This window comes from Mesorhizobium sp. M1403, assembly GCF_040317695.1.
In the GTDB taxonomy this organism is placed as follows: domain Bacteria; phylum Pseudomonadota; class Alphaproteobacteria; order Rhizobiales; family Rhizobiaceae; genus Mesorhizobium.
Window position 1 is genome coordinate 104,210 of sequence record NZ_JAMYKY010000012.1, and the last position, 20,180, is coordinate 124,389.

Sequence of the window (20,180 nt, forward strand, 5' to 3'; positions counted from 1 at the left end):
GGATTTGGCCGCGATTGTGGAATGAGCGTGGCGGAGCATCACGCCACGTCTTGCCGAGGCTGGCTGTGACCGAAAGGCCTCAGTAATCGTAGACGTGCTCGAGCCTGGCGCCCGCCGTCATCAGCGCCGGCAGCACGAGGTGCAGCTTGCGCACGGCGACGGTCAGGCCGGTGCGGCGCGTCGAAGGCTCCGCCGGAAGCGGGTAGCTGAACAAGGTGCGTGCGCCTTGGGGAACATTGATCTCGTCATTGGAAAGCACGGTGACCATGATCTCGTCATTGCCGCCGATCTCGACGAAGGAGACGCCCTTGCCGATCAGGCGCGGGATCATGTCGGTGAACACCTGATAGCGCCTGGTGACGAAGACCGTGCCGTCGGCGCCGAGATCGCGCTCCAGCAAGGTGTCGGGCTCGTTGCGGGTCACCTCGCTGACCGGACCCTTGGCCCAGACGTGGATGTCGAGCAAGGCCGGGTCGGTGGTGGCGGCGAGCGCCGACTTGATCAGATCGGCGTAACCCTGCTTGATGGTGTAGGCGAGGCCGAAGGCGAGCTTGCGTTCGCTGGTGCGGACGGCGCTGTCGTCCGCTGCCGGCTGGACGGCAAACAGGCCGGCACGCTTTTCGGCATAGGGAAACTGGTACCACGGCACCTGGTCGAGAAAACCGGCATACTCCGCCGCCACCTCGGCCTGGTAGATGTCGACGGCGGTGCGCTTGCCGGCCGTCGCTTCGGTAATGCGGCCGACCGTATTTTCATAGGCCCACTGGATGGCGTGCTCGATCGTGTGGCTGGTGCCGATGATCACCAGCATCTGGTGGTTGTCGAGGTTGAACTTGTAGGCGGAGCTGGCGCGGACCACCATCGCATAGTCCTGCCAGAAGCGGCCGATATAGGAGAGATAGAGAAAACCGCTCGGCTGGTTCTTGTCGACGAAGCCGGCATATTCGCGGGCGGCGTAGACGATGGCCCATTCCGGATAGGTCAGAAAGGTCGATTCCTCTGGCCGCTGGTAGCCGGGGATCTCGGCACGGACTTTGTCGGCCAGTGCCTTCGGCGGGGCACCCTCAGTGACGCCCGGCAATGGTGTTGTGTCCAGCGAGGGCGTCGTGAGAAAGCCGTAGGCCAGCCCGGCGATCGGGATCAACACGACAATGACGACGAGCCAGAGGATCGCCTTGATGATGCGCTTCAGCCAGCGGAACAGGAACATGGCCGGTCAGGCCGTGGCGAAATGGTCATACACACGTTTCGACAGCCAGAACCCGACATAGACGGCGAAGCCGCCGATGACGATGTGAGGCAGGTTGGCGAAGAAGCGGGCGGGGAATTCGATGTCGTTCAAGGAGCGGAAGCCGTTGATGAAAATGCCGCCATCGAGGCAGCCGGAACCGGTGACCAGGCCGAGCACGCCGTCGAACAGATAGACCGATCCGAACAGCTTGAAATAGAATACCGCCTGGCGGTGCGAGATGAAGGCGGCGGCCAGCGCCCACACGCCGGAGAAGGCGTGCAGCAAATCGTCATACCATTGCAGCGAGAACAGGCCGAACAGATTGCCGCCGGCATCGTTGAAGGCCGGCACATAGCCGATGGCAACAACACCGAAGAACAGGAAAGCATAGGCAACAGCAAGCTTCTGGATGAGCGTCATGAAGTATCCCCCTGCCGTCAGCCTTCTCAAACGGCCCCCGACGGCTAATGGATAGTAGCTGATTTTGGCGCAGGGTGAAGCGTCGCCGGCAAAATCGTCAGGCGGAGCCACAAAGACAGTCGGCGCCGGGATTTCTCCCAGCGCCTCCCTGTCAGATCAGGACACGGTCGCGGCGGCAACTCCCGAAAGATGTCGCGCCATGCCGGCCTTGATTTTGACGGTCCTGCCAGTCGCCACCCGAGGGCAGCGTCCGTTCCGGACCACGCCGGTCTCCACTCTTGCGAGCTTTGCCCAGCGCGCCATCGAAGGTTTTTGCCGTCCTTCATGGCAGCATCGGTCCGCCGTTGGCGTTCGCACGCTTTCCGCGGCCCCGTAGGTCTCGGCTTCCATCCCTCCAACAAGCAAGCCTGTTCTCGTTCAGGGCCGTACGGGCCTCAGGAAATCCGCCGTTCCGCTTTGCCTTTCGGCGTGGCGATCGGTAGCCGCCTGAGATGGGTTTAATGTACGCCGGATAAGCGTTTGGCGAAACTGCCGCGCGCCTGTGGATAGCGGGATTATCGGGGACTGAGGCGCGTATTCGCAGAGGGGTTCGTGGGCAGTTGATTGGCGGTGCCCGCCTGCCAAGCCGTCAATGCAGGGTGTCAGCCATGTGCCTGAGCTTATCGGGGTTGCGCACGACATAGATGGCGACGACGCGACCATCCTCAATCTCCAGCGCAGTCGTTTGGAGAATGTCGCCTCGCTCGATGGTGATGAACCCCGGCAGGCCGTTGATAAAGCCATAGCGCAGCAGGCGAGATCGGCTCACCGCATAGACAGACGCGAACGTCGCGTACTGGCGCATGACATCATCGAGCCCAAAGGCCGGCGCCTTTCGCGCCGGTGCCTTGCCGCCGCCATCGGCGTAGAGCGTGACGTCCGCCGCGAGCAGTGCGCGCAGGCTGTCCAACTTGCCGTCCCGGGACGCGGCGAAGAAGGCTTCGGCGATCTCCAGGCCCTGTTCCCGCGGCACGGGATAGCGAGGGCGGTCGGCGCGGACGTGGGCTCTCGCCCGGCTGGCGAGCTGGCGACAGGTGGCGGGCTCGCGGCCGATCGTGGCCGCGACCTCGGCGAAGTCGAGGCCGAACACGTCATGAAGCAGGAAGGCAGCGCGCTCCAGCGGCGACAGGCGCTCCAGCGCCATCAGCAAGGGCAAGGTTACGTCATCGGTCTCGTCCTCAGCCGATTCATAACCGGCTCAGGCAGCCACGGGCCGACATAGGTCTCGCGCCGACGCCGCACCGACTTGAGCCGGTCCAGGCACAAACGCGTGACGACCCGGCGCAGAAAAGCTTCCGGTTCGCGCACCGCGTTTCGGTCGACATCGAGCCAGCACAAGAAAGCGTCCTGGAGAACGTCCTCCGCGTCCGCGATCGAGCCCAGCATTAGATATGCAACGCGGACAAGGGTCGGACGTAGGGGATCGAAGACGACAGCGGCGTCCTGGCCCGATGCGGGTGCCATCAGGCGGCCTGCCGTTCCTCAGCCGCGTGGACAGAACGAAAGCCGATCCTGATGCGGTTCCAGGCGTTGACTTGCGCGATCAGCAAGGTGAGCCTCACCTGCTCGTCCTCGGTAAAATGCTGGCGCAGCGCCTGGTAGGCATCGTCAGGCGCACGGGTCTCCGACACCAGCGTCAGCGCCTCGGTCCAGCCCAGCGCGGCCCGCTCGCGGTCGGAATATAGCGCGGACTCGTGCCAGGCGCTGAGAAGATGGAGCCGGTCCTCGGTCTCTCCGTACTTGCGGGCATCTTCAACGTGATGGTGGATGCAGAAGGCGCATCCGTTGATCTGTGATGCCCGCGTCATGACAAGTTCCCTCAACAAGGGCTCGAGACCGCTGGTCTGAATTGTTTTTCCCAGCTCGATCCACGGCCGCATTGCCGCGGGGCTGGCGGTAAAGGGGTTTAGCCTGGGTGCCATCGTGATCTCCTTTCAAGGGTTTCCGGAGACATGACGAGTTGGATTTGCCGAATGTGACATGGGCTGGACTCTTTTTCAGCCAAGTCTCAGCCGAAATCGCTTTTCATGCTCGATCGCATTGTCAGACATTCGATCTTGCCCCGCGGGCCGGCGCGGGCTTCAATGCCGGCAAATGAGTGGAAGGCGTGTTCGATGGCCTTGGGGAGGCAGGCTTGAAGGTCGCGGTGGTTCTCAATCCGATCGCCGGCGGCGGCAGGCTCAAGCGGCATTGGCCCGAGGTTGCGGCTTCGCTGAAAAGACATTTCGGCGATTTCGAGCTGCGTGAAACGCAGGCCGAGGGCGATGCCGAACGGCTGGCGCTCGACCTTGCCGCCATCGGCTTCGAGCTGGTGATCGCGGCCGGCGGCGACGGCACCGCCAGCGAGGTCGCCGACGGGCTGCTGAAGGCTTTCCGGGAAAGCGGCCGGACGGCCGAACTCGGGCTGCTGCCTTGCGGCACCGGCATCGACTTCGCCCGCGGGCTCGGCCTGTCGGACAATGTCGACCTGACACTGAAGCGGATTGCCGAGGCCAAGGGGCGCAAGGTCGATGCCGGGTGCATCAGCTATGTCGACGACCATGGCGCGCTGGCCAGCCGCCATTTCATCAACATCGCCAGCCTCGGGCTTTCCGGCGCCACCGACCGCGCGGTCAATGCCGACAAGCGCAAGGGCAAGGTTTCGGCCAAGGCGTTGTTCTATTGGCGCACGGTCTGGGAGTTCCTCCGCTACCGCTTCCAGGAGGTTGCGATCACTGTCGACGACGGTGCCCCGGTCGAGGCGCGCATGGCGCTGGTGGCGGTGGCAAACGGAAAATTCTTTGGCGGCGGCATGATGATCGCGCCCGACGCCGAGCTTAACGACGGCGAGTTCGACATCGTTATCCTGCGCGCCGCCGGCAAGCTGAAGCTGATCTGGGACATCCGCCTGCTCTATGGCGGGCGGCACCGCAACCATCCGGCGATCACCATCCTGCGCGGCAAGAAAGTGGTTGTCGAGCCGCTCGGCGATGTGCAAAAGAACGCCGCGCTGATCGACATAGACGGCGAATCGCCGGGTCGCATACCGGCGACCTTCGAGATCCTGCCCGGCGCATTGACGCTGAGATATTGAATCAAGCCGTTGAGGGATTGATTCAAGTTGTTTCGGCGGTGATTCCGATCCTAGGTCCAACACGTTGAAATCGCGTGACATTGTTGGTAGGTCCCGCTGGACAACTCACGGCATCAACGGCGTCTGCATCATCTGCAAATGCAGGTCCTTGCCGGTCCAGGGATGCGCCTCGCAGACGGCCTCATCGAGCTCGACGCCGAGGCCCGGCTCCTTAGACGGGATGACGTTGCCGTCCTGCCATTCGATCTTCTTCTTGAGCAGCTTCGCGTGAAAACCGTCCCACTGCTTCAGCGATTCCAGGATGAGGAAGTTGGGCAGCGTCACGGCGAGCTGGATGTTGGCGGCGCCGACGATCGGTCCGCAATAGCAGTGCGGCGCGACCTGGATGTGATAGGCCTCGGCCATGGCTGCGATCTTCTTGGTTTCGAGGATACCGCCGGAGCGGCCGAGGTCCGGCTGCAGGATGGTGGCGGCGCGGTTCTCGATGACGCGGGCGAATTCGAATTTCGTGGTCAGTCTTTCCCCTGTCGCAATCGGGATCGAAGTGCCCCTCGCCACCTGCGCCATCACTTCGGGCATGTCGGGCGGCACCGGCTCCTCGAACCATAGCGGATCGTAAGGTTCGATGGCGCGGGCCAGGCGCAGCGCACCCGACGCAGTGAACTGGCCGTGGGTGCCGAACAGGATGTCGGCGCGGGTGCCGACTGCCTCGCGGATCGCCTTGACCATCCGGGCGGAGAGGTCGATGTCGACGAGGCGCGGCTGGTGGCCGTCGAAGGCGGTGTAGGGGCCGGCCGGATCGAGCTTGACCGCAGTGAAACCCTGCTCGACATATTCCAGCGCGCAGGCGGCAGCCAGGTCGGGATCGTTGTAGACGTTCTTGCCGCGCGCGTCCTCGGAGTGGACGCTGCCGCTGTGCGGGTAGAGATAGGTATAGGAACGCAGCGTTTCGTGCACCTGGCCGCCGAGCAGCTTGTAGACCGGCTTGCCGGCCTCCTTGCCGATAATGTCCCAGCAGGCGATTTCGAGCGCCGAGAAACAGCCCATGCCGGACACGTCGGGGCGCTGGGTGAAGCCGGACGAATAGGCGCGGCGGAAGAAGGTCTCGACGTCGTGCGGGTCGCGGCCGATCAGATAGCGCTCGGCCATGTCCTCGACCATCCTCGCCGTGACATGGGCCGAGAAGGTGGCGTTGTAGGCCTCGCCGTAGCCGACGACGCCGCCATCTGTGGTGAGCTTGACGAAGATGAAATATTTGCCGCCGATGCCGGGCGGCGGGTTGCCGACCACCCAGGTCTTGACGTCGGTGATTTTCATTTTTGATCCTCCAGAACCAGTTCGGCGCCCTTCCATCCGGTCATGATAGCGGCGGCGTTGGTGTTGCCGGTGATGTTGTCGGGAAAGATCGAGGCATCGATGACGCGCAACGCTTCGAGGCCATGCACCCTGAGGCGCGGATCGACGACGGCGCGCGCCGGGTCCGGCCCCATGCGGCAGGTCGAGACCGGATGATAGACGGTGCCCGAGCGCTTCCTGAAATCCTGAATGAGGTCCGCATCGGAGGTGACCGACGGCCCGGGCAGAACCTCCTCCTCGATAATCTCGGCCATCGCCGGCATTGACGCGATCTTCCTGACGAACTTCACCGCCGCCAGCATTTCGGCGACATCCGCTTCGGTGGAATAGGCATTGGCGACGATCTTCGGGTAGTCACGCGGATTGGCGGAGCGGATCATGATCTCGCCGCGGCTCGATGGCCGGCAATTGGACAGGCCGATGGAAAAGCCCGGCCACGGATCGGGCGTCAGGATCGGGCGCTCGCCGGTCTTCGGAATGACCGTCGAAAAAGCCTGGAAATAGAGCTGCATGTTGGGCCGTGCCGCCGCCGGATCGGTGCGGAAGAAGCCGCCGGCATGGTTCATCGACAGCGACAGCGGGCCCGAGCGCGTCAGGATGTATTGCATGCCGACCATCAGCTTGCCCCACCACGGGCGCAGGATCTGGTTGAGCGTCGGCAGCCTGCCCCGATAGGTGTAGTTGATGCCGACATGATCCTGCAGGTTTGCCCCGACATTCTCGTTGGCGCAGATGACGGGAATGCCGAGCCCGCCGAGCAGGGCCGACGGGCCGATGCCGGAAAGCTGCAGCAACTGGGGCGAATTGACCGCGCCGCCCGACAGGATGATTTCGCGGCCGGCGCGTGCGGTTTTCGTCTCTCCATTCTGGAGATATTCGACGCCGACGGCGCGTTTGCCTTCGAACAATATCCTGGTCGCCAGCGCATTGAGCTCGACGCGGACGTTCTTGCGCTTCATCGCCGGGCGCAGGAAGGCGCGCGCCGCCGACATGCGGCGGCCGTTCCTGGTGGTGATCTGGTAGACGCCGACACCCTCCTGGGAAGCGCCGTTGAAATCCGGGTTGAGCGGCAGGCCGGCCTGGCCGGCGGCCGCGAGATAGCGCTTGGTGAGCGGGTGGACGGAGGTCGAGCAGTCGGTGACGTGCAGCGGCCCGCCGACGCCGCGCCATTGGTCTGCGCCGCCCTGGTTGTCCTCCAGCGCCTTGAAGGCGGGCAGGAGATCGTCGAAGCCCCAGCCGGGATTGCCTGCATCCCGCCATGCGTCAAAGTCTTCGCGCGCGCCCCGGATCCACACCATGGCGTTGATCGAACTCGAGCCGCCGAGCAGCTTGCCGCGCGGCCAGTGGTCGACATTGCCGGCCAGGCCGGGATCCGGCTCGGCCTTGTAGTTCCAGTTGACCGCCGGATCGAAGAAGGTCTTGCCGTAGCCGAGCGGCATCTGCACGTAGAAGCGGCGGTCGCTGCCGCCAGCCTCGAGCACCAGCACCGAGAAGCGGCCGGAGGCCGACAGTTTTTCGGCCAGGACCGAGCCGGCCGAACCGGAGCCGACGATGATGAAGTCATAGGTCTGCATGGTGGCTGCGGGCGGCTCCGGAATTCGGGCTCTAACCTAGGCTTCGGCGCGGCGCGGCGTCGCCGGGTCTTCCGGCATCCGATGTGAAAAAAGCGACGGGCAACTTCGTTTGAATTTCGACTTTCAGCGCCAAGAAGATTGCTGAAGACCTAACTTGCCCACGCATCGAGTTGATTGAGGACAGCAATGGCTGGATAGGATTTTCGGTTGGGATAAGCACGCCTGAAATCGGCATTCCAATAGCTTGTGGCCTTGCTGCGCATTGCACGCATTACGTCTCGGTTCTGTCGGACAAAACTGGCATAGGCTAATGCGTCCAGATCAGGTAACGCGGCGTAGATGTCTTCGGCGATTTCGACGACATATTCGCCCAACAGCAGAACGACGAAGGCGATGCTCCAACTTTCGTTCAGCGACAGGATTACCTTGGCTGATTTCTGCCGCAAAAAGCCATCTGTCGATCGTGTCAGCAGGCAATGCGACGGAAATGAAAAGCCAAGGTGATGCTCTCGCACGCTTGGCAGAAAATGTAACCGATAAGGAATATAGATGCCCGCTCCATCAGAAATGAGATGCCGGGACGTCGTTCGGTAAGTGTCGTCGACAAAGGGCGTCAGCTCCTCCTCTGCCATTGTGGTCAACAAGCTGAATGGGAAAGCTGACTTCGCAGCGCCCGAGAACGGCTTGCGTCGTGTGAACCAATCCACGTTGTGCCTCTGACCAAAAGTTGAAAACGATCCGGCTTCATTTCGAAGTGCCTGCGCTTCCTCGACAAGCGATCCAAGCATTACAGGCGACGATCGGCAATCTACCTGAAATCATAGCGCATGATCGGACGGGCCGGTACCCTGCGAGCGACGACCCCGAACCCGGCGCGCGCGAAGGTGGAGGCATATCCGCTGCCGGATGCGCTCGGCGATATGTCGGCATCGAAAGGATAGGCTTCGAGCGCAGGCGCATTTGCGCGCCGCGCAGCCTCCAGGGCCTGTGCAATCAGGTGGGACGTGACGCCCTGCCGGCGGTATTCTTTTCGCACATAGAGGCAGGACAACGACCAGACCGGCTTGTCATCCACGCGCTTGAGCTGCCACAGCCGATCGAGCCAGGGCACGGCATCTCGCGGTGTCAACTGGCACCAGCCGACAGCGGTATCGCCGTCGAAAGCAAGCAGACCTGGAGGCGGACCATGCTGAACGGCTTGCCGGAACGCGGCCTTGTTTTCCTCGCCTGGTCTCTTTCGATAGGCCCTGCCGATCCGCCCGTACATACACCAGCAGCGACTGCAGACGGCGCTCTCGCCGAACAGGTCCTCGAGCGCGGGCCACAGATCGGGCGTTAGTGGGCGAAAGCTAAATTCCATATCAGCCGTAATCCGCTATCTACCTGTCCAGTCTAGCCTGCACTGCGCATCGACGCATCATCGCTTTCGGTTCATGCGAATGATGTCTTCCAGACGCGGCAACACGCCTCTATGGCTTGCCAGTGCTCGCGACAAACTCGGTTACAACGAGCGCATTAGTGCAAAAGCGAGAGACTGGTATGAATACGGCGATCATATTCGACTGCGAGTTTCTTTGCCTTGAAGGATCTCAACGGAGATTCTGGTGTGCCGCCCACGACCCGGATCCAGTTATTGCTCAGATCGGTGCCGTCAAGCTTGGCCTTGAGGGCGACTATCCTCTCCTGGACACTTTCATGGCTTACATTCAACCGATCGACCGGTATGGAAAAAGGTATTCTATCGATCCGTTCTTCACCAAATTGACCGGCATCACCGGGGAGAAGATCGAAACCGAAGGCATCTGCCTGGAGACGGCCCTTGCTGACGTTGATATTTTTTCAGGCGGTGCGCGGTTCTGGTCGTGGGGCAAGGATGAGTTGAACATGGTCGCGATCAGTTGTTATGTCGCTGGTGTTCAGCCCTCTATTCCGGCACATCGGTTCGACAACGCCGTCAAGCTGCTGCTCTCGGCAGGGATGCCGGTCGAGGATTTGGCGAAGACGGCCAGCAACAAACTGGCCGATTACTACGGGGTCCAACATCCTCCTTTACAGGGGCACGATGCACTCGATGACGCGCTGTCCGTCTCGTACACACTCCAGCACCTGTTGAAGACAGGGGCACTACGGCCAGACGAATTTGTCTGACAAAGTGGGATGATGGTTTTCGCCTAGCCTGCCCGCCATCGCTTGTGAAAAAAGCGACCGGCGAAAACGGAGTCACTCAGCATCCCCTTCCTGCACCAACTCACCGCAGAAAACCGAGCACGGCCTCCATGAATTCGGCGGGGTACTCTACGTTCGACAAGTGAACCGCGGGCAGAACAACCAGTTTCGCGCCGGGCACCGTCGCCGCGATCAACTCGCTGTGGCTGGCGGCTGTGACAGTGTCGTGCTGGCCGGCGATCACCAGCGTTGGCCTGGAAATCAGGGCTATGGTTCGGCGAAGGTCCGCATCGCGAACCGCCGCGAACAAGCCAGCCAAGCCTTGCCGGTCGATAGCCAGCAGCATGGCGCGAAATTCTTCGATGACGGGCCCGTTGGCCGCCAGCATACGCGCAGGGAACCAGTTGCCCAGGAACATCTCGGCTGTTTCCGCCATGTCCGGCGCCTGCAGCACGGCGGCAATCCGCTCGTCAAACTGCTTTGCCGGTCCGAGGTAGGATGAGGTGTTGCTCAGGATCAAGCGCTCGATCCGCTCGGGCGCGTGGATGCCGAGCCACTGCCCGACGAAGCCGCCCAACGACAGACCGAGGAAGTGTACGCGTTCAATGCCCAGGGCATCGAGCAACTCGATCACGTCGCGGCCAAGCCGGTCGAGCGAATAAGCACCGGCCGGAACACTCGACCCTCCGTGGCCGCGAAAGTCATAGCGCAGAACACGGAAATGCTTCGACAGCTCGTTGACCTGCAAGTCCCACATCCGCAGCGTGGTGCCGATGGAATTCGACAGCATCAGCACAGGTTGCCCGGCGTCGCCGTCGATGCGGTAGGCGATGCGCGTGCCGTCGCCGACGATCACGAAATCCATCTCATTCATGGTGAATACGCCTTCCTTTTTGGAGCGTTGAATGTGGCGAAGCCTAGCTGCGGCACGCTTTTGATGATATTACAAAGATAGGATAATCTCTGTAATGTAAGCTGACATGGCCGAATTTACCCTGCACGACCTGCAATGCTTCGATGCGGTGGTCCGCTGCGGCGGCTTTCAGCCTGCGGCGGCCATGCTGCATCGCTCGCACCCGGCTATATTCGCCGCCGTGGCAAAGCTGGAACGGCAACTCGACCTCGTTCTTTTGGATCGCAGCGGCTATCGCGTGCGCCCCACCGAGGCAGGGCTGTCGTTCCATCGCAGGGCACAATCGCTGCTGCGCGAGCTCGAGGGCTTGCGGCTTCATGCTGCTCAGCTGTCAATGGGCGAAGAAAGCGAGATCCATGTGGTGATCGGTGACCTGTGCCCGCGTCCGCAGGCACTGGGCATGCTCGGACGGTTCTTCGCCCAGTGTCCGGGCACACGCCTGCATCTGCACTTCGAGGCGGTGGGCGGCCCGTGGGAGCGCCTCTTCGATGACGAAGCCGATTTGATCCTGCACTGGATCGACAAGAGCGACCCGCGGGTGGAATGGATCGATCTGTGCAAGGTGCAATTTGTTCCGGTAGTGGCGTCGGGCTTTCTGCCGGAGCGCATCAAGCACCCAATCACGCCGGATCAGATGCACGCGTTCACCCAATGTGTCATGCGCGACACGGCCCGCCATTCACCGCGACAAGACTACTTCATGATCGAGGGTGCGCCGCAATGCATGGTGGCCGATCAGGGCATGAAGAAGGAAATCATCTTGCAGGGCCTCGGATGGGGCCATATGCCCCGCTTCCTGATCGAGGAGGAGCTGCACGACGGACGCCTGCAATCTATTGCCGGCCGTCATCTGCCAGGCCGTACCGAGGAGTTGGTGGTGGCGCGCCGCCGCGACCGGCCGCACGGGCCGATCTCGAACCGTCTGTGGGATTATATCGAGCAAGAGGCGCCGACGTTGGGGGCGGTTCCGGTAGAGGGCGAAATGACACCTAAGCGGCCATGACAAGTTTCACACGACTGGGATTTTAGCCGGTTTCGCCACACAACAGTCGCTGGACAAACACCTTGCAGACGGCAGGGTGCGACCCTTCCCGGTCCTCGGCGGCGGACGCGATGAACGGCTCGATTGAGCCCGAAACGAACTTCTGCCATATCGGTAACCTGCCGCCACCTCCTCAGCAAGATATGTGCTATTCTGAGGATATGCCCGCGCCCTCCGACCGATCACCCGACAAGTCGCCGGAAGACGGTGCAGTTGCATCGGATCCGTATGCGGAGCTAGCCAATCGCGGAGATTGGTCCAGGCTTCACCGCGAACTGTCAGACAGAGACCGCCGCAGTGAACTTGGCGGCGCCGAGCTCCAGCGCCTCGGGGAAGCCGCCTACATGCTTGGGCGCGAGGAGGAATTCGTTCGGGACTACGAGAGGGCCTTCGAAGAGCATCTCCGGAACGGACGCGAACGATCCGCAGCGCGTTGCGGCTTCTGGATCGGGCTCACCCTGATGTTTCGCGGCGAATTCGCCCAAGGCAGCGGATGGCTGACCCGCGCCAACCGGTTGGTCGCGGATCATGCGCCGGAATGTGCAGAACAAGGTTACCTTCAGCTCCCAATGGTCGAACAATGCCTCGCCGCCGACAGTCCGGACGAAGCATTCACCCACGCAACACGTGCCGCGGAGATCGGACAGCGCTGCGAAGATCCGGACCTCTTGGCTATCGCGCGCCACCTTCAGGGTCGGATATTGATCGTGCGCGGCGACTATGTGCGCGGCTTCGAACTGCTGGACGAAGCGATGGTTTCGGTCACCTCGGGCCGGCTCTCACCGATCGTTACCGGGCTGGTCTACTGCAGCGTGATCGAGATCTGTCAGAAATTTCATGCCACGAGCCGGGCGAGGGAATGGACATCGGCGCTGATCGGATGGTGCGCGGGACAGCCCGACATCGTTGCCTTCACCGGCCGATGCCTGATCCACCGGGCCGAAATCCTGATCCTCGACGGCCACTGGGACGAGGCCGGCCGCGAGGCCAGTGTCGCCAGCATCCGCCTTCAGCAGGGGCCCTCGAAGCACCACGCCGGTCCGGCATTCTACCAGAAGGGCGAGGTCTTTCGCCTCCGCGGCCAATGGGACGAGGCCGATGCCGCCTATCGCGCAGCGAGCAGGCTCGGGTTCGATCCGCAGCCGGGACTGGCGCTTATGCGATTGCAGCAGGGGCACGAGCAGCCGGCCCTTTCGGCGATCCGCCGCGCACTGCAGTCGGTCGATGACATGCCGGACAAACTCCGCCTCTTGCCGGCTGCGGTGGAAATCACTCTCGCTGTCGGTTCGGCCGATGACGCCTGGGAACTGTGCGAAACACTGCGCGACTGCGCGCGCCAATATTCCGCGGATGCAGTCCGCGCCGCAGCCGCCGAGGCTACCGCGCGGGTGCTGATCCATGCTGGTCGAGCCGCGGAGGCATTGGCCCATATCCGGCGCGCAGTGGAGATCCTCTGGGACCTTCGGGCGCCCTATCATCTTGCCCGGATGCGGGTGCTGACAGCGCGGGCCTGTCTCGCAACCGGCGATACTGAAGCGGCGCAGACCGAACTGGACGAAGCGATAAGACTTTTCAGCGAGCTCGGCGCGCGCCCCGACGAAGCCGTTGCCGGCAAGCTGCGGGCTATCATGACGGCGACAGGCAGCGAAGCTCTCACCCCCAGACAGACGCAGGTTCTGCGCCTGATCGCGTCAGGCCTGACCAACCCGGAAATTGCCGGCGAGCTCAGTCTGAGCCAGCGGACGGTAGACCGTCACGTTAGCGATATCCTGACGCGGCTGAACGTGCGCACGCGCGCGGCAGCCACGGCCTTTGCGGTCGAGCACGGCCTGATCGGCATGGGCGTATCTGGGTAATCCTACCCAAGCCAAAATTTCTCGCTGCGTGGGTATTTACGCCGAAGCGGGCAACCGTGGCGCGGGTCTAAACTTCATGGCGTGGCAAAGGCCACAGGAGGTTTTCCCGATGCAAACGAATAATAACAGCATGAGCGGGCCCGGCGGTGTCTGGCTCGCCACCGGAACGCTGCTGCTGGCGGCTGCGCTCGTCTTTCACGGGCCACCGGACGCGGATTTGTCTGTTCAGATGCAGAATATCGCCGAGGGCCATGGGCGATGGGCTACGGTCCATTGGACGGCGGCAGCGGCGCTGTTCCTGATCGCCGGCGCTTCGTTCCTGAACCTGGCGCTCAATCCCCGGGTCCGGCATTCGCCGATGCTGAGTTCCGCCTGGATGGTGATGGCTCTCGGCGCCCTGACCACGTTCTCCACCGCAGTCGCCGAGGCATCGGTGGTCGCGGTCGTGGCCGACCGGGGTGACACCAACGCCTTCATGACCTGGTGGGCGTTTTCCGGCGGCATGGGTAACGGATTCTGGGCGCTGGCCTTGGCGACAGCGCTTGTCGCGTATCACGACGCCCGCGATAACGTCGGGATACTGCCCCGATGGGCCGCGATCGTCGGCTCGGCGTTCGGTATCCTTTCGGCAACCGGGTGGACACTCGGTGAGCAGCTCGGGATCGGCATCGGGGGTCCGATCTGGCTGGTTTCCTCGCTTCTCATGTGCCTGTGGCTCGCGTGGTACGGGCTGTCCTCAAGCAGCGTCCGGTCGGGGCAAGCCACGGCGTAAAGCGCCTGATCCAGCATCATCTTGAGACAGGAGGAAAAAATGTCCCTTCAAACGAAGGAAATCGAGGCGACGATCCACGACATCCACGAATTCTTCACCGACTGGGTGGCGGGCCGATGCCCTGGCGACGACGCGACGTTCAAGAAGAACGCGCTCGACCGGATCAGCGACGATCTGGTCGCCATCATGCCAGGCGGCAGGGCGTTCGGGAAAAAAGACTTCGCAGGTTACATGAAGAGCATCTACGGATCGAATCCGGCCTTCCGTATCAAAATACGCGACATCCGGATCAGCCATCAAAGCGCCGACCTGGCGGTCGTGAACTACCACGAATGGCAACGCGACGCGAAGGACTCCGATGAACCGAACAATGGCCGGGTCACGACGATGGTGGTCCGCGATCGCGGCTACAGCCGCGGGCCCGAGATCTTGCAGGTTCATGAAACCTGGCTCCCAGCCGATGTCGTTCAGTCCGCGGATTTCGCGTTCTGAAAAGCGTCGGTCCGAAACGGGCAGGGAAAGGAATTGCGCTGGCGGGACCATCGGCTCTGCCGTCGTCATGGAGCCAGAACTTTGCTTCTTTTCAGCCCGAATTGATCCACATTCAACGTCCGGCTAGTCCAGCAATCCGGCCATTCCTTGCGTTCGCGTGGAGCGTCCGGCCGTCATCTGCCAGGCCGTACCGAGGAGTTCGCGGTGGCGCGCCGCCGCGACCGGCCGCACGGGCCGATCTCCAACCGTCTGTGGGATCATATCGAGCAAGAGGCGCCGACGTTGCGTCGAGCGCTCGAGCCTCGGAAGCCTGTCCAGTAGGCAAAGCCGGGGCTCGGCCAGGCCGTTCAGCGGACGGCCAAACGAGCGGCCTTACCCGCCTAAATTGATTGCTGCATAATTTGCAGCAGTGAACTGCATCCCGTCGCTATTCCAGCTGCTTGTGAGGCGCATTATTGATGTCGCAAGGAGTTCGCCATGACCCGCGCCGACCCCGCTCGAAGAGTGGTCCGAGGGGTCGGCATCCGCACTGGCAGCGACGACGTAGTCTGGGACTAGCTTCATCTGCAATTCGAAGGACAAGACCATGAATATCGACCGTCGAACATTCGGCCTCGGGACCTTTAGTGCCGGCGCCCTGCTACTTTCCCCGATCAGCTTCTTTGGGAGCAACGCTGCGGCTATCGCCGCCCCGTCTCCGGCTTCGCTTGCGAGTGCCCACAGGTTCATGCTCGGCGACCTCGAAATCACAGCACTGAGCGACGGCTATCTCAATCTCGGCCTTGAACTCTTCCCTTCCGCCGATCCGGCTGCCGCTGAAGCGCTTTTGGCAAAGGCATTCCTGCCAAAGGCACTCCCGACCTCGGTCAACGCTTACCTTGTCACCAGGGGCGACAGGCGGGTGCTGATCGATACCGGCACGGCATCGGCGATGGGGCCTATACTGGGACATATACCTGAGGCGCTCGCAGCCGCCGGCGTCAGGCCGGAAGAAATCGACACGGTAATCATCACCCACCTCCATCCCGACCATGCCAACGGCCTTGTCGGAATTGGCGGCAAGGCCGCCTTCCCGGGAGCGGAGGTCGTGGTTGCCGCGCCGGAATTCGCTTTCTGGCACGATGACGGGATCCTATCCAAGGCGCCCGACCAGATGAAGCCGTACTTCGAAATAGCGCGCAAATCGCTGGTGCCTTACCATGGCAAAGTCAGGAAGATCGAAGGCGAGGTCGAGATCGCGCCCGGGATCAGGGCATTGCCTGCGCCCGGACATACGCCGGGGCATCTCGCGCTTCGGATTGGCTCTGGTGACGCCAACCTGCTGCTCTTCACTGACGTAATCCACGCCTCCGCGCTGCAATTTGCGCATCCGGAATGGGCAATCGCTTTCGACGTGGACCAGGCGGCCGCAATCGCCACACGCAAGAAGGTGCTCGACATGGTGTCGGCGGATGACCTGCTCGTCGCAGGCATGCACCTGCCCTTCCCAGGCATCGGTCATGTGATCCGCGAAGGCAACGCCTACGCCTACGTCCCGACGCCGTGGCCCGCTTTGTAAAGCGCGCCTATTGGTAAGCTCTCGGGCGCGCCAGCTTTCTCACCTCGGCCATAGAATGCATCGCCGAACGTCAGGCCGCGACACCATTCAGTGGCGTTGACCTGTCCGTGCCAGGACGGTACGGGGTCGGACGATCGGCTTCGAGAGGATTGGCCAAATGGTGCATTACGCGGACGGGCGGCCGATCGGCGATTTGACTCTGCGGACGCTGGCCATGCCTTCCGACGCCAATGCGGCGGGCGATATTTTTGGCGGCTGGGTGATGGCGCAGATGGATCTCGCCTGCGGCATCCGCGCCGCCGAGCGCGCCAAGGGCCGCGTGGTGACGGCGGCGGTGAAGGAAATGTCCTTCGCCAAGCCGATGAAGATCGGCGACACGCTGTGCATCTATACGCATGTCGAACGCGTCGGCCGCACCTCGATGACGCTCAAGGTCGAGGCCTGGGCGCAGCGCTATCTCTCCGACCTGATGGAGAAGGTCACCCATGCCGACTTCGTCATGGTGGCGCTGGACGGCGAAGGCAAGCCGAAGGCGGTTCCGGCCGAAGGCTGACCGGCCTGATTCCAGAAGACGAACTTAAACAGCCGTCTCTCCCGCGCGGGGGATGCGGGCAGCGATCCGGCGTGGTCTTTGACCAACGGGTTCCCGCATGCGCGCCTGCAGCGCGAGCGACGGGATCTTGGGAGGAAAGACAATGCGTCAACACATGCTGAACGCTGCCCTGGCCGGTGCGTTTGCAGCCTTGCTCTGCCTGTCGTCCGCAAGCGCTTTTGCCGAGGTCAAAAAAGGCGATCCAGGCGCCACCTGCACGTCGGAAAACCGCACCATCAACGGGCAGGCGGCCAAGTGCGAGATCTGCTCGGCGACGAAATGCGACACCAGCGGTACGACGGTGAGCAATTGCCGGAAGGAGACGACCACGACCTGCACGATTGGCGGCAAGGTGGTCAGTCCCAACCCGAAATGGAACCGGATCGAGAAGCTGCCGAAGAGCAAGATGCAATTACAGCAGTAGGGCTCATCCGGAGGATCCGCGACAGGTTCAAACCCTTGCAGCGCAAGGGCTCAGCTGTGCATGGCGTCGAATTTTTCGCGCGCGACCTTGACACGCTCGGTGTTCTTGCGCGCCCATTCGCCGAGTGCACCGACCGGCACCAGAAGCTCGTAGCCAAGGTCGGTCAATTCGTAGTCGACCCGCGGCGGGATGGTCGCGAACACGGTGCGCGTGACGAAGCCGTCGCGCTCGAGCCCGCGCAAAGTGGTGGTCAGCATCTTCTGTGAAATGCCGCCGACCGCGCTGCGCAGCTCGTTGAAACGCAGCGGCCCGTCGCCGAGCTTGCCGACGACGAGCACGGTCCATTTGTCGCCGACGCGCTGCAGGATTTCCGAGATGGCGCGGCAGTCCTCGGTGCGGTGCGGGTGCCTTGGTAACAAAAAAGTGCCTCCTTGCACATTGAGCGGCCAGTTACTCATATAGCGCAGGTATCTAAACGATACCAGTATTCCTGTAAGGAGAGCCCCTCTATGTCAAAACCCAAAATCGCCATCGTCATTGGTTCGACCCGCGCCGCGCGCTTTGCCGACGTCCCGGCCCAATGGATTGCCAAGATCGCCAGGTCGCATGCCGACATCGATGTCGAAGTCGTCGACCTGCGCGATTTCCCGCTGCCGTTCTTCGATGAGGTCGCATCCTCCGCCTGGGCGCCGTCGCAGAACGAAGTGGCGCAGCGCTGGCAAAAGAAGGTCGCCGGATTCGACGGCTTCATCTTCACCGCCGCCGAATACAATCATGGCCCGACGGCCGTGCTGAAGAACGCCATCGACTACGCCGCCAACGAGTGGAACAAGAAGGCGGCCGGCTTCGTCGGCTATGGCAGCGTTGGTGGCGCGCGTGCGGTCGAGCAGCTGAGGCTGCATGCGGTCGAGTTGCAGATGGCGCCGGTGAAGTCCGCCGTCCACATCGCCTGGGCCGATTTCCTTGCCGTCAAGCAAGGTGAGAAGAAGCTCGATGAATTCGAGCACCTCAACCAGGCGGCAACCGCGCTCGTCAACGACATTGCATGGTGGGCCAGGGTACTGAAGACGGCGCGTCAGGCCGATGCCGTCGCCGAGGAAGTCAAGGCGGCCTGAGCGCAGGTTCGAACAATCCTCCCAAGGATTAATTCTCCCAAGGATTCAGGGCGGCGCATGCGCCGCCCGTTTTTTTTCAGACGGCATGCGCGTCCTGCGCTTGCCTTGGCCTGATGATGCAATCGGCAAGGCGGTCCATCTCATTCAACTCGTCGGCGTGGTGCTGACCCCACTGGCAAAGTGCCAGCAGGATGGGCTCGAGGCTGAGGCCGAGCCGCGTCGCCGAATATTCCACGCGCGAGGGGATCTCGGCAAAGATCTCGCGGCGAACGAGGCCGTGCTCTTCCATGTCGCGAAGCTGCTGGATCAGCACTTTCTGCGTGATATTGGGCATCAATCCTTGCAGCGCCGACAGCCGCCGCGGCCCGTCGAAGAGATGGTAGAGGATGATCGCCTTCCAGCGGCCCGAAATCACTTTCAGCGCGCGCTCGGCCGGCAGCATCGGCAGTCTCTTGATCAGCTTGGCCATGGTCACCTCCCGGTCAGCGGCGGACAAATCGGTGTGTGGTCGAAGCCAGGCAGATAGTGGCAAACAGCGGCCGATGCCAATAACGATCGGTGCATGTGATGAGAGCCATTCAACTGAACCGTTTCGGCGACCCTGACGTTCTCGAAATGGTTGAGGTGCCGAAGCCCGAGCCGCAAGCCGGCGAGGTCCTGGTCCGCGTTCGTGCGGCCGGGGTGAATTTCTTCGAAGTGCTGATGCGCGCAGATCGCTACGCGGTGACGCCGCAACTGCCGATGATCCTTGGCGTCGAGGCCGCCGGGATCGTGGAGGCGCTCGGGCATGGGGTGGATGCTTCCTTGCTCGGCACGCGCGTCGCCGCGCCGTTGTTCGCCTCGAGCCGCCCGTTAGGCGGCTATGCCGATTATGTGACGATTGACGCAAGCCTGGCCGTGCCCTTGCCGGATGCGCTCTCGTTCGAAGCCTCGACGGCATTGATGGTGCAAGGACTGACGGCGTTGCATCTGTCGCGGCAAAGCCCGCCGGCCGGCAAATCGGTGCTGGTCGCCGCTGCCGCGGGCGGCGTCGGTTCGTTGCTTGTCCAGCTTGCGAAGCGGGCAGGGGCGAGCAATGTCATCGCGGCTGCCGGCAGCAAGGCCAAGCTCGATCTTGCTTTGTCGCTGGGGGCCGACGTTGCCGTCGACTACAGCAAAACGGACTGGCCAGAGCGCATCCGGGTAGCGACAGGCGGCGCCGGCGTCGACATCGTCTACGACATTGTCGGCGGCCCGCTGACGGCGGTTGCGCTGGAGGCTCTGGCACCTCGCGGAGAGCTGGCGTTTGCCGCACTTGGCAGATACGCGCTCGGCGCCCCGGAGATGGAGGCGATGATCGGCCGCAACCAGTCGCTGAGGGGTTTTGCACTGCTGCCGCTGCTTTCTCCAGACGTGCTCCGTGACGGCCTGTCGGGGCTCTTCAATCTGGCGGCAAATGGTGAGCTTAAAGTGACCAACGGCGGTCGCTTCCCGCTCGACCAGGCCAGTCAGGCGCATCGCCTGCTGGACGAGCGCGGCGCGACCGGCAAGGTCGTCTTGATACCCTAGTAGGTGCTC

At 62.6% G+C, this 20,180-nt stretch carries 22 protein-coding genes and 1 pseudogene; 11 read left to right on the forward strand and 12 right to left on the reverse strand.

Annotated features, from left to right (window positions below):
- Nucleotides 1–79: 79 nt before the first annotated feature.
- The 4 genes and pseudogenes from NKH01_RS19985 to NKH01_RS20000 form a co-directional block, all read right to left on the reverse strand.
- Nucleotides 80–1,210, reverse strand: coding sequence for a hypothetical protein (locus tag NKH01_RS19985; protein ID WP_353021921.1), 1,131 nt, complete (start codon nucleotides 1,208–1,210; stop codon nucleotides 80–82).
- Between the two features lie 6 nt (nucleotides 1,211–1,216).
- Entirely contained in the window at nucleotides 1,217–1,651 is a 435-nt protein-coding gene (locus NKH01_RS19990) for a DUF4383 domain-containing protein (RefSeq protein WP_023719157.1), read from the reverse strand.
- Between the two features lie 628 nt (nucleotides 1,652–2,279).
- Nucleotides 2,280–3,154 (reverse strand): annotated as a pseudogene (locus NKH01_RS19995) (sigma-70 family RNA polymerase sigma factor).
- A complete protein-coding gene (locus NKH01_RS20000) occupies nucleotides 3,154–3,612 on the reverse strand; it encodes a carboxymuconolactone decarboxylase family protein (RefSeq protein WP_352910541.1) in 459 nt (152 codons plus the stop codon). The pseudogene NKH01_RS19995 and the gene NKH01_RS20000 overlap by 1 nt, the downstream one beginning before the upstream one ends.
- A 212-nt stretch (nucleotides 3,613–3,824) precedes the next feature.
- Here NKH01_RS20000 and NKH01_RS20005 point away from each other — a divergent pair, with 212 nt between their 5' ends.
- Nucleotides 3,825–4,763, forward strand: a complete 939-nt coding sequence (locus NKH01_RS20005; RefSeq protein WP_352483106.1) for a diacylglycerol/lipid kinase family protein — start codon at nucleotides 3,825–3,827, stop codon at nucleotides 4,761–4,763.
- 105 nt (nucleotides 4,764–4,868) lie between these two features.
- Here the strand turns inward: NKH01_RS20005 and NKH01_RS20010 are convergent, their stop codons facing one another.
- The 4 genes from NKH01_RS20010 to NKH01_RS20025 all read right to left on the reverse strand — a co-directional run bounded on the left by NKH01_RS20010 (nucleotide 4,869) and on the right by NKH01_RS20025 (nucleotide 9,053).
- Nucleotides 4,869–6,080, reverse strand: a complete 1,212-nt coding sequence (locus tag NKH01_RS20010) for a mandelate racemase/muconate lactonizing enzyme family protein (protein ID WP_353021924.1) — start codon at nucleotides 6,078–6,080, stop codon at nucleotides 4,869–4,871.
- On the reverse strand, nucleotides 6,077–7,693 hold the full coding sequence (locus tag NKH01_RS20015; RefSeq protein WP_353021927.1) for a GMC family oxidoreductase: 1,617 nt from the start codon (nucleotides 7,691–7,693) through the stop codon (nucleotides 6,077–6,079). The genes NKH01_RS20010 and NKH01_RS20015 overlap by 4 nt, the downstream gene beginning before the upstream one ends.
- A gap of 149 nt (nucleotides 7,694–7,842) precedes the next feature.
- Nucleotides 7,843–8,481: a hypothetical protein gene (locus NKH01_RS20020; protein ID WP_353021929.1), complete on the reverse strand. Its 639-nt coding sequence runs from the start codon at nucleotides 8,479–8,481 to the stop codon at nucleotides 7,843–7,845.
- 20 nt (nucleotides 8,482–8,501) lie between these two features.
- Entirely contained in the window at nucleotides 8,502–9,053 is a 552-nt protein-coding gene (locus tag NKH01_RS20025; protein WP_353021931.1) for a GNAT family N-acetyltransferase, read from the reverse strand.
- A 179-nt stretch (nucleotides 9,054–9,232) separates the two neighbouring features.
- Between NKH01_RS20025 and NKH01_RS20030 the strand changes: the two genes are divergently transcribed.
- Complete coding sequence (locus tag NKH01_RS20030; RefSeq protein WP_353021933.1) at nucleotides 9,233–9,841, forward strand: 3'-5' exonuclease; 609 nt, start codon at nucleotides 9,233–9,235, stop codon at nucleotides 9,839–9,841.
- Between the two features lie 100 nt (nucleotides 9,842–9,941).
- On the opposite strand, the gene NKH01_RS20035 is transcribed toward NKH01_RS20030, so the two are convergent.
- The gene (locus NKH01_RS20035) at nucleotides 9,942–10,733 is read right to left on the reverse strand and encodes an alpha/beta fold hydrolase (RefSeq protein ID WP_353021935.1); all 792 of its coding nucleotides are present in this window, start codon (nucleotides 10,731–10,733) and stop codon (nucleotides 9,942–9,944) included.
- Between the two features lie 106 nt (nucleotides 10,734–10,839).
- On the opposite strand from NKH01_RS20035, the gene NKH01_RS20040 reads away from it, so the two are divergent.
- A complete protein-coding gene (locus tag NKH01_RS20040; protein WP_353021938.1) occupies nucleotides 10,840–11,775 on the forward strand; it encodes a LysR family transcriptional regulator in 936 nt (311 codons plus the stop codon).
- A 317-nt stretch (nucleotides 11,776–12,092) separates the two neighbouring features.
- On the opposite strand, the gene NKH01_RS20045 is transcribed toward NKH01_RS20040, so the two are convergent.
- On the reverse strand, nucleotides 12,093–12,395 hold the full coding sequence (locus NKH01_RS20045) for a hypothetical protein (RefSeq protein WP_352846658.1): 303 nt from the start codon (nucleotides 12,393–12,395) through the stop codon (nucleotides 12,093–12,095).
- Here NKH01_RS20045 and NKH01_RS20050 point away from each other — a divergent pair.
- The 6 genes from NKH01_RS20050 (at nucleotide 12,384) to NKH01_RS20080 (ending at nucleotide 17,508) form a co-directional block, all read left to right on the forward strand.
- A complete protein-coding gene (locus NKH01_RS20050; protein ID WP_353021940.1) occupies nucleotides 12,384–13,670 on the forward strand; it encodes a LuxR C-terminal-related transcriptional regulator in 1,287 nt (428 codons plus the stop codon). The genes NKH01_RS20045 and NKH01_RS20050 overlap by 12 nt on opposite strands.
- Nucleotides 13,671–13,800: 130 nt before the next feature.
- Nucleotides 13,801–14,442, forward strand: coding sequence for a hypothetical protein (locus tag NKH01_RS20055; RefSeq protein ID WP_353000103.1), 642 nt, complete (start codon nucleotides 13,801–13,803; stop codon nucleotides 14,440–14,442).
- Nucleotides 14,443–14,481: 39 nt separating this feature from the next.
- On the forward strand, nucleotides 14,482–14,934 hold the full coding sequence (locus NKH01_RS20060; RefSeq protein WP_352483117.1) for a nuclear transport factor 2 family protein: 453 nt from the start codon (nucleotides 14,482–14,484) through the stop codon (nucleotides 14,932–14,934).
- 586 nt (nucleotides 14,935–15,520) lie between these two features.
- Complete coding sequence (locus NKH01_RS20070) at nucleotides 15,521–16,492, forward strand: MBL fold metallo-hydrolase (protein WP_352483118.1); 972 nt, start codon at nucleotides 15,521–15,523, stop codon at nucleotides 16,490–16,492.
- Nucleotides 16,493–16,649: 157 nt separating this feature from the next.
- Nucleotides 16,650–17,045: an acyl-CoA thioesterase gene (locus NKH01_RS20075; RefSeq protein WP_023678380.1), complete on the forward strand. Its 396-nt coding sequence runs from the start codon at nucleotides 16,650–16,652 to the stop codon at nucleotides 17,043–17,045.
- Between the two features lie 97 nt (nucleotides 17,046–17,142).
- A complete protein-coding gene (locus NKH01_RS20080) occupies nucleotides 17,143–17,508 on the forward strand; it encodes a hypothetical protein (RefSeq protein ID WP_245278591.1) in 366 nt (121 codons plus the stop codon).
- A 50-nt stretch (nucleotides 17,509–17,558) separates the two neighbouring features.
- Here NKH01_RS20080 and NKH01_RS20085 read toward each other — a convergent pair whose 3' ends face one another.
- A complete protein-coding gene (locus NKH01_RS20085; protein ID WP_023719142.1) occupies nucleotides 17,559–17,927 on the reverse strand; it encodes a winged helix-turn-helix transcriptional regulator in 369 nt (122 codons plus the stop codon).
- A gap of 90 nt (nucleotides 17,928–18,017) precedes the next feature.
- On the opposite strand from NKH01_RS20085, the gene NKH01_RS20090 reads away from it, so the two are divergent.
- Nucleotides 18,018–18,623: an NADPH-dependent FMN reductase gene (locus tag NKH01_RS20090; RefSeq protein WP_023719141.1), complete on the forward strand. Its 606-nt coding sequence runs from the start codon at nucleotides 18,018–18,020 to the stop codon at nucleotides 18,621–18,623.
- 76 nt (nucleotides 18,624–18,699) lie between these two features.
- Here NKH01_RS20090 and NKH01_RS20095 read toward each other — a convergent pair whose 3' ends face one another.
- The gene (locus tag NKH01_RS20095; RefSeq protein WP_352483120.1) at nucleotides 18,700–19,092 is read right to left on the reverse strand and encodes a winged helix-turn-helix transcriptional regulator; all 393 of its coding nucleotides are present in this window, start codon (nucleotides 19,090–19,092) and stop codon (nucleotides 18,700–18,702) included.
- Nucleotides 19,093–19,190: 98 nt separating this feature from the next.
- Here NKH01_RS20095 and NKH01_RS20100 point away from each other — a divergent pair, with 98 nt between their 5' ends.
- Nucleotides 19,191–20,171, forward strand: coding sequence for a quinone oxidoreductase family protein (locus NKH01_RS20100; RefSeq protein WP_023719139.1), 981 nt, complete (start codon nucleotides 19,191–19,193; stop codon nucleotides 20,169–20,171).
- The last annotated feature ends 9 nt before the right edge of the window (nucleotides 20,172–20,180 follow it).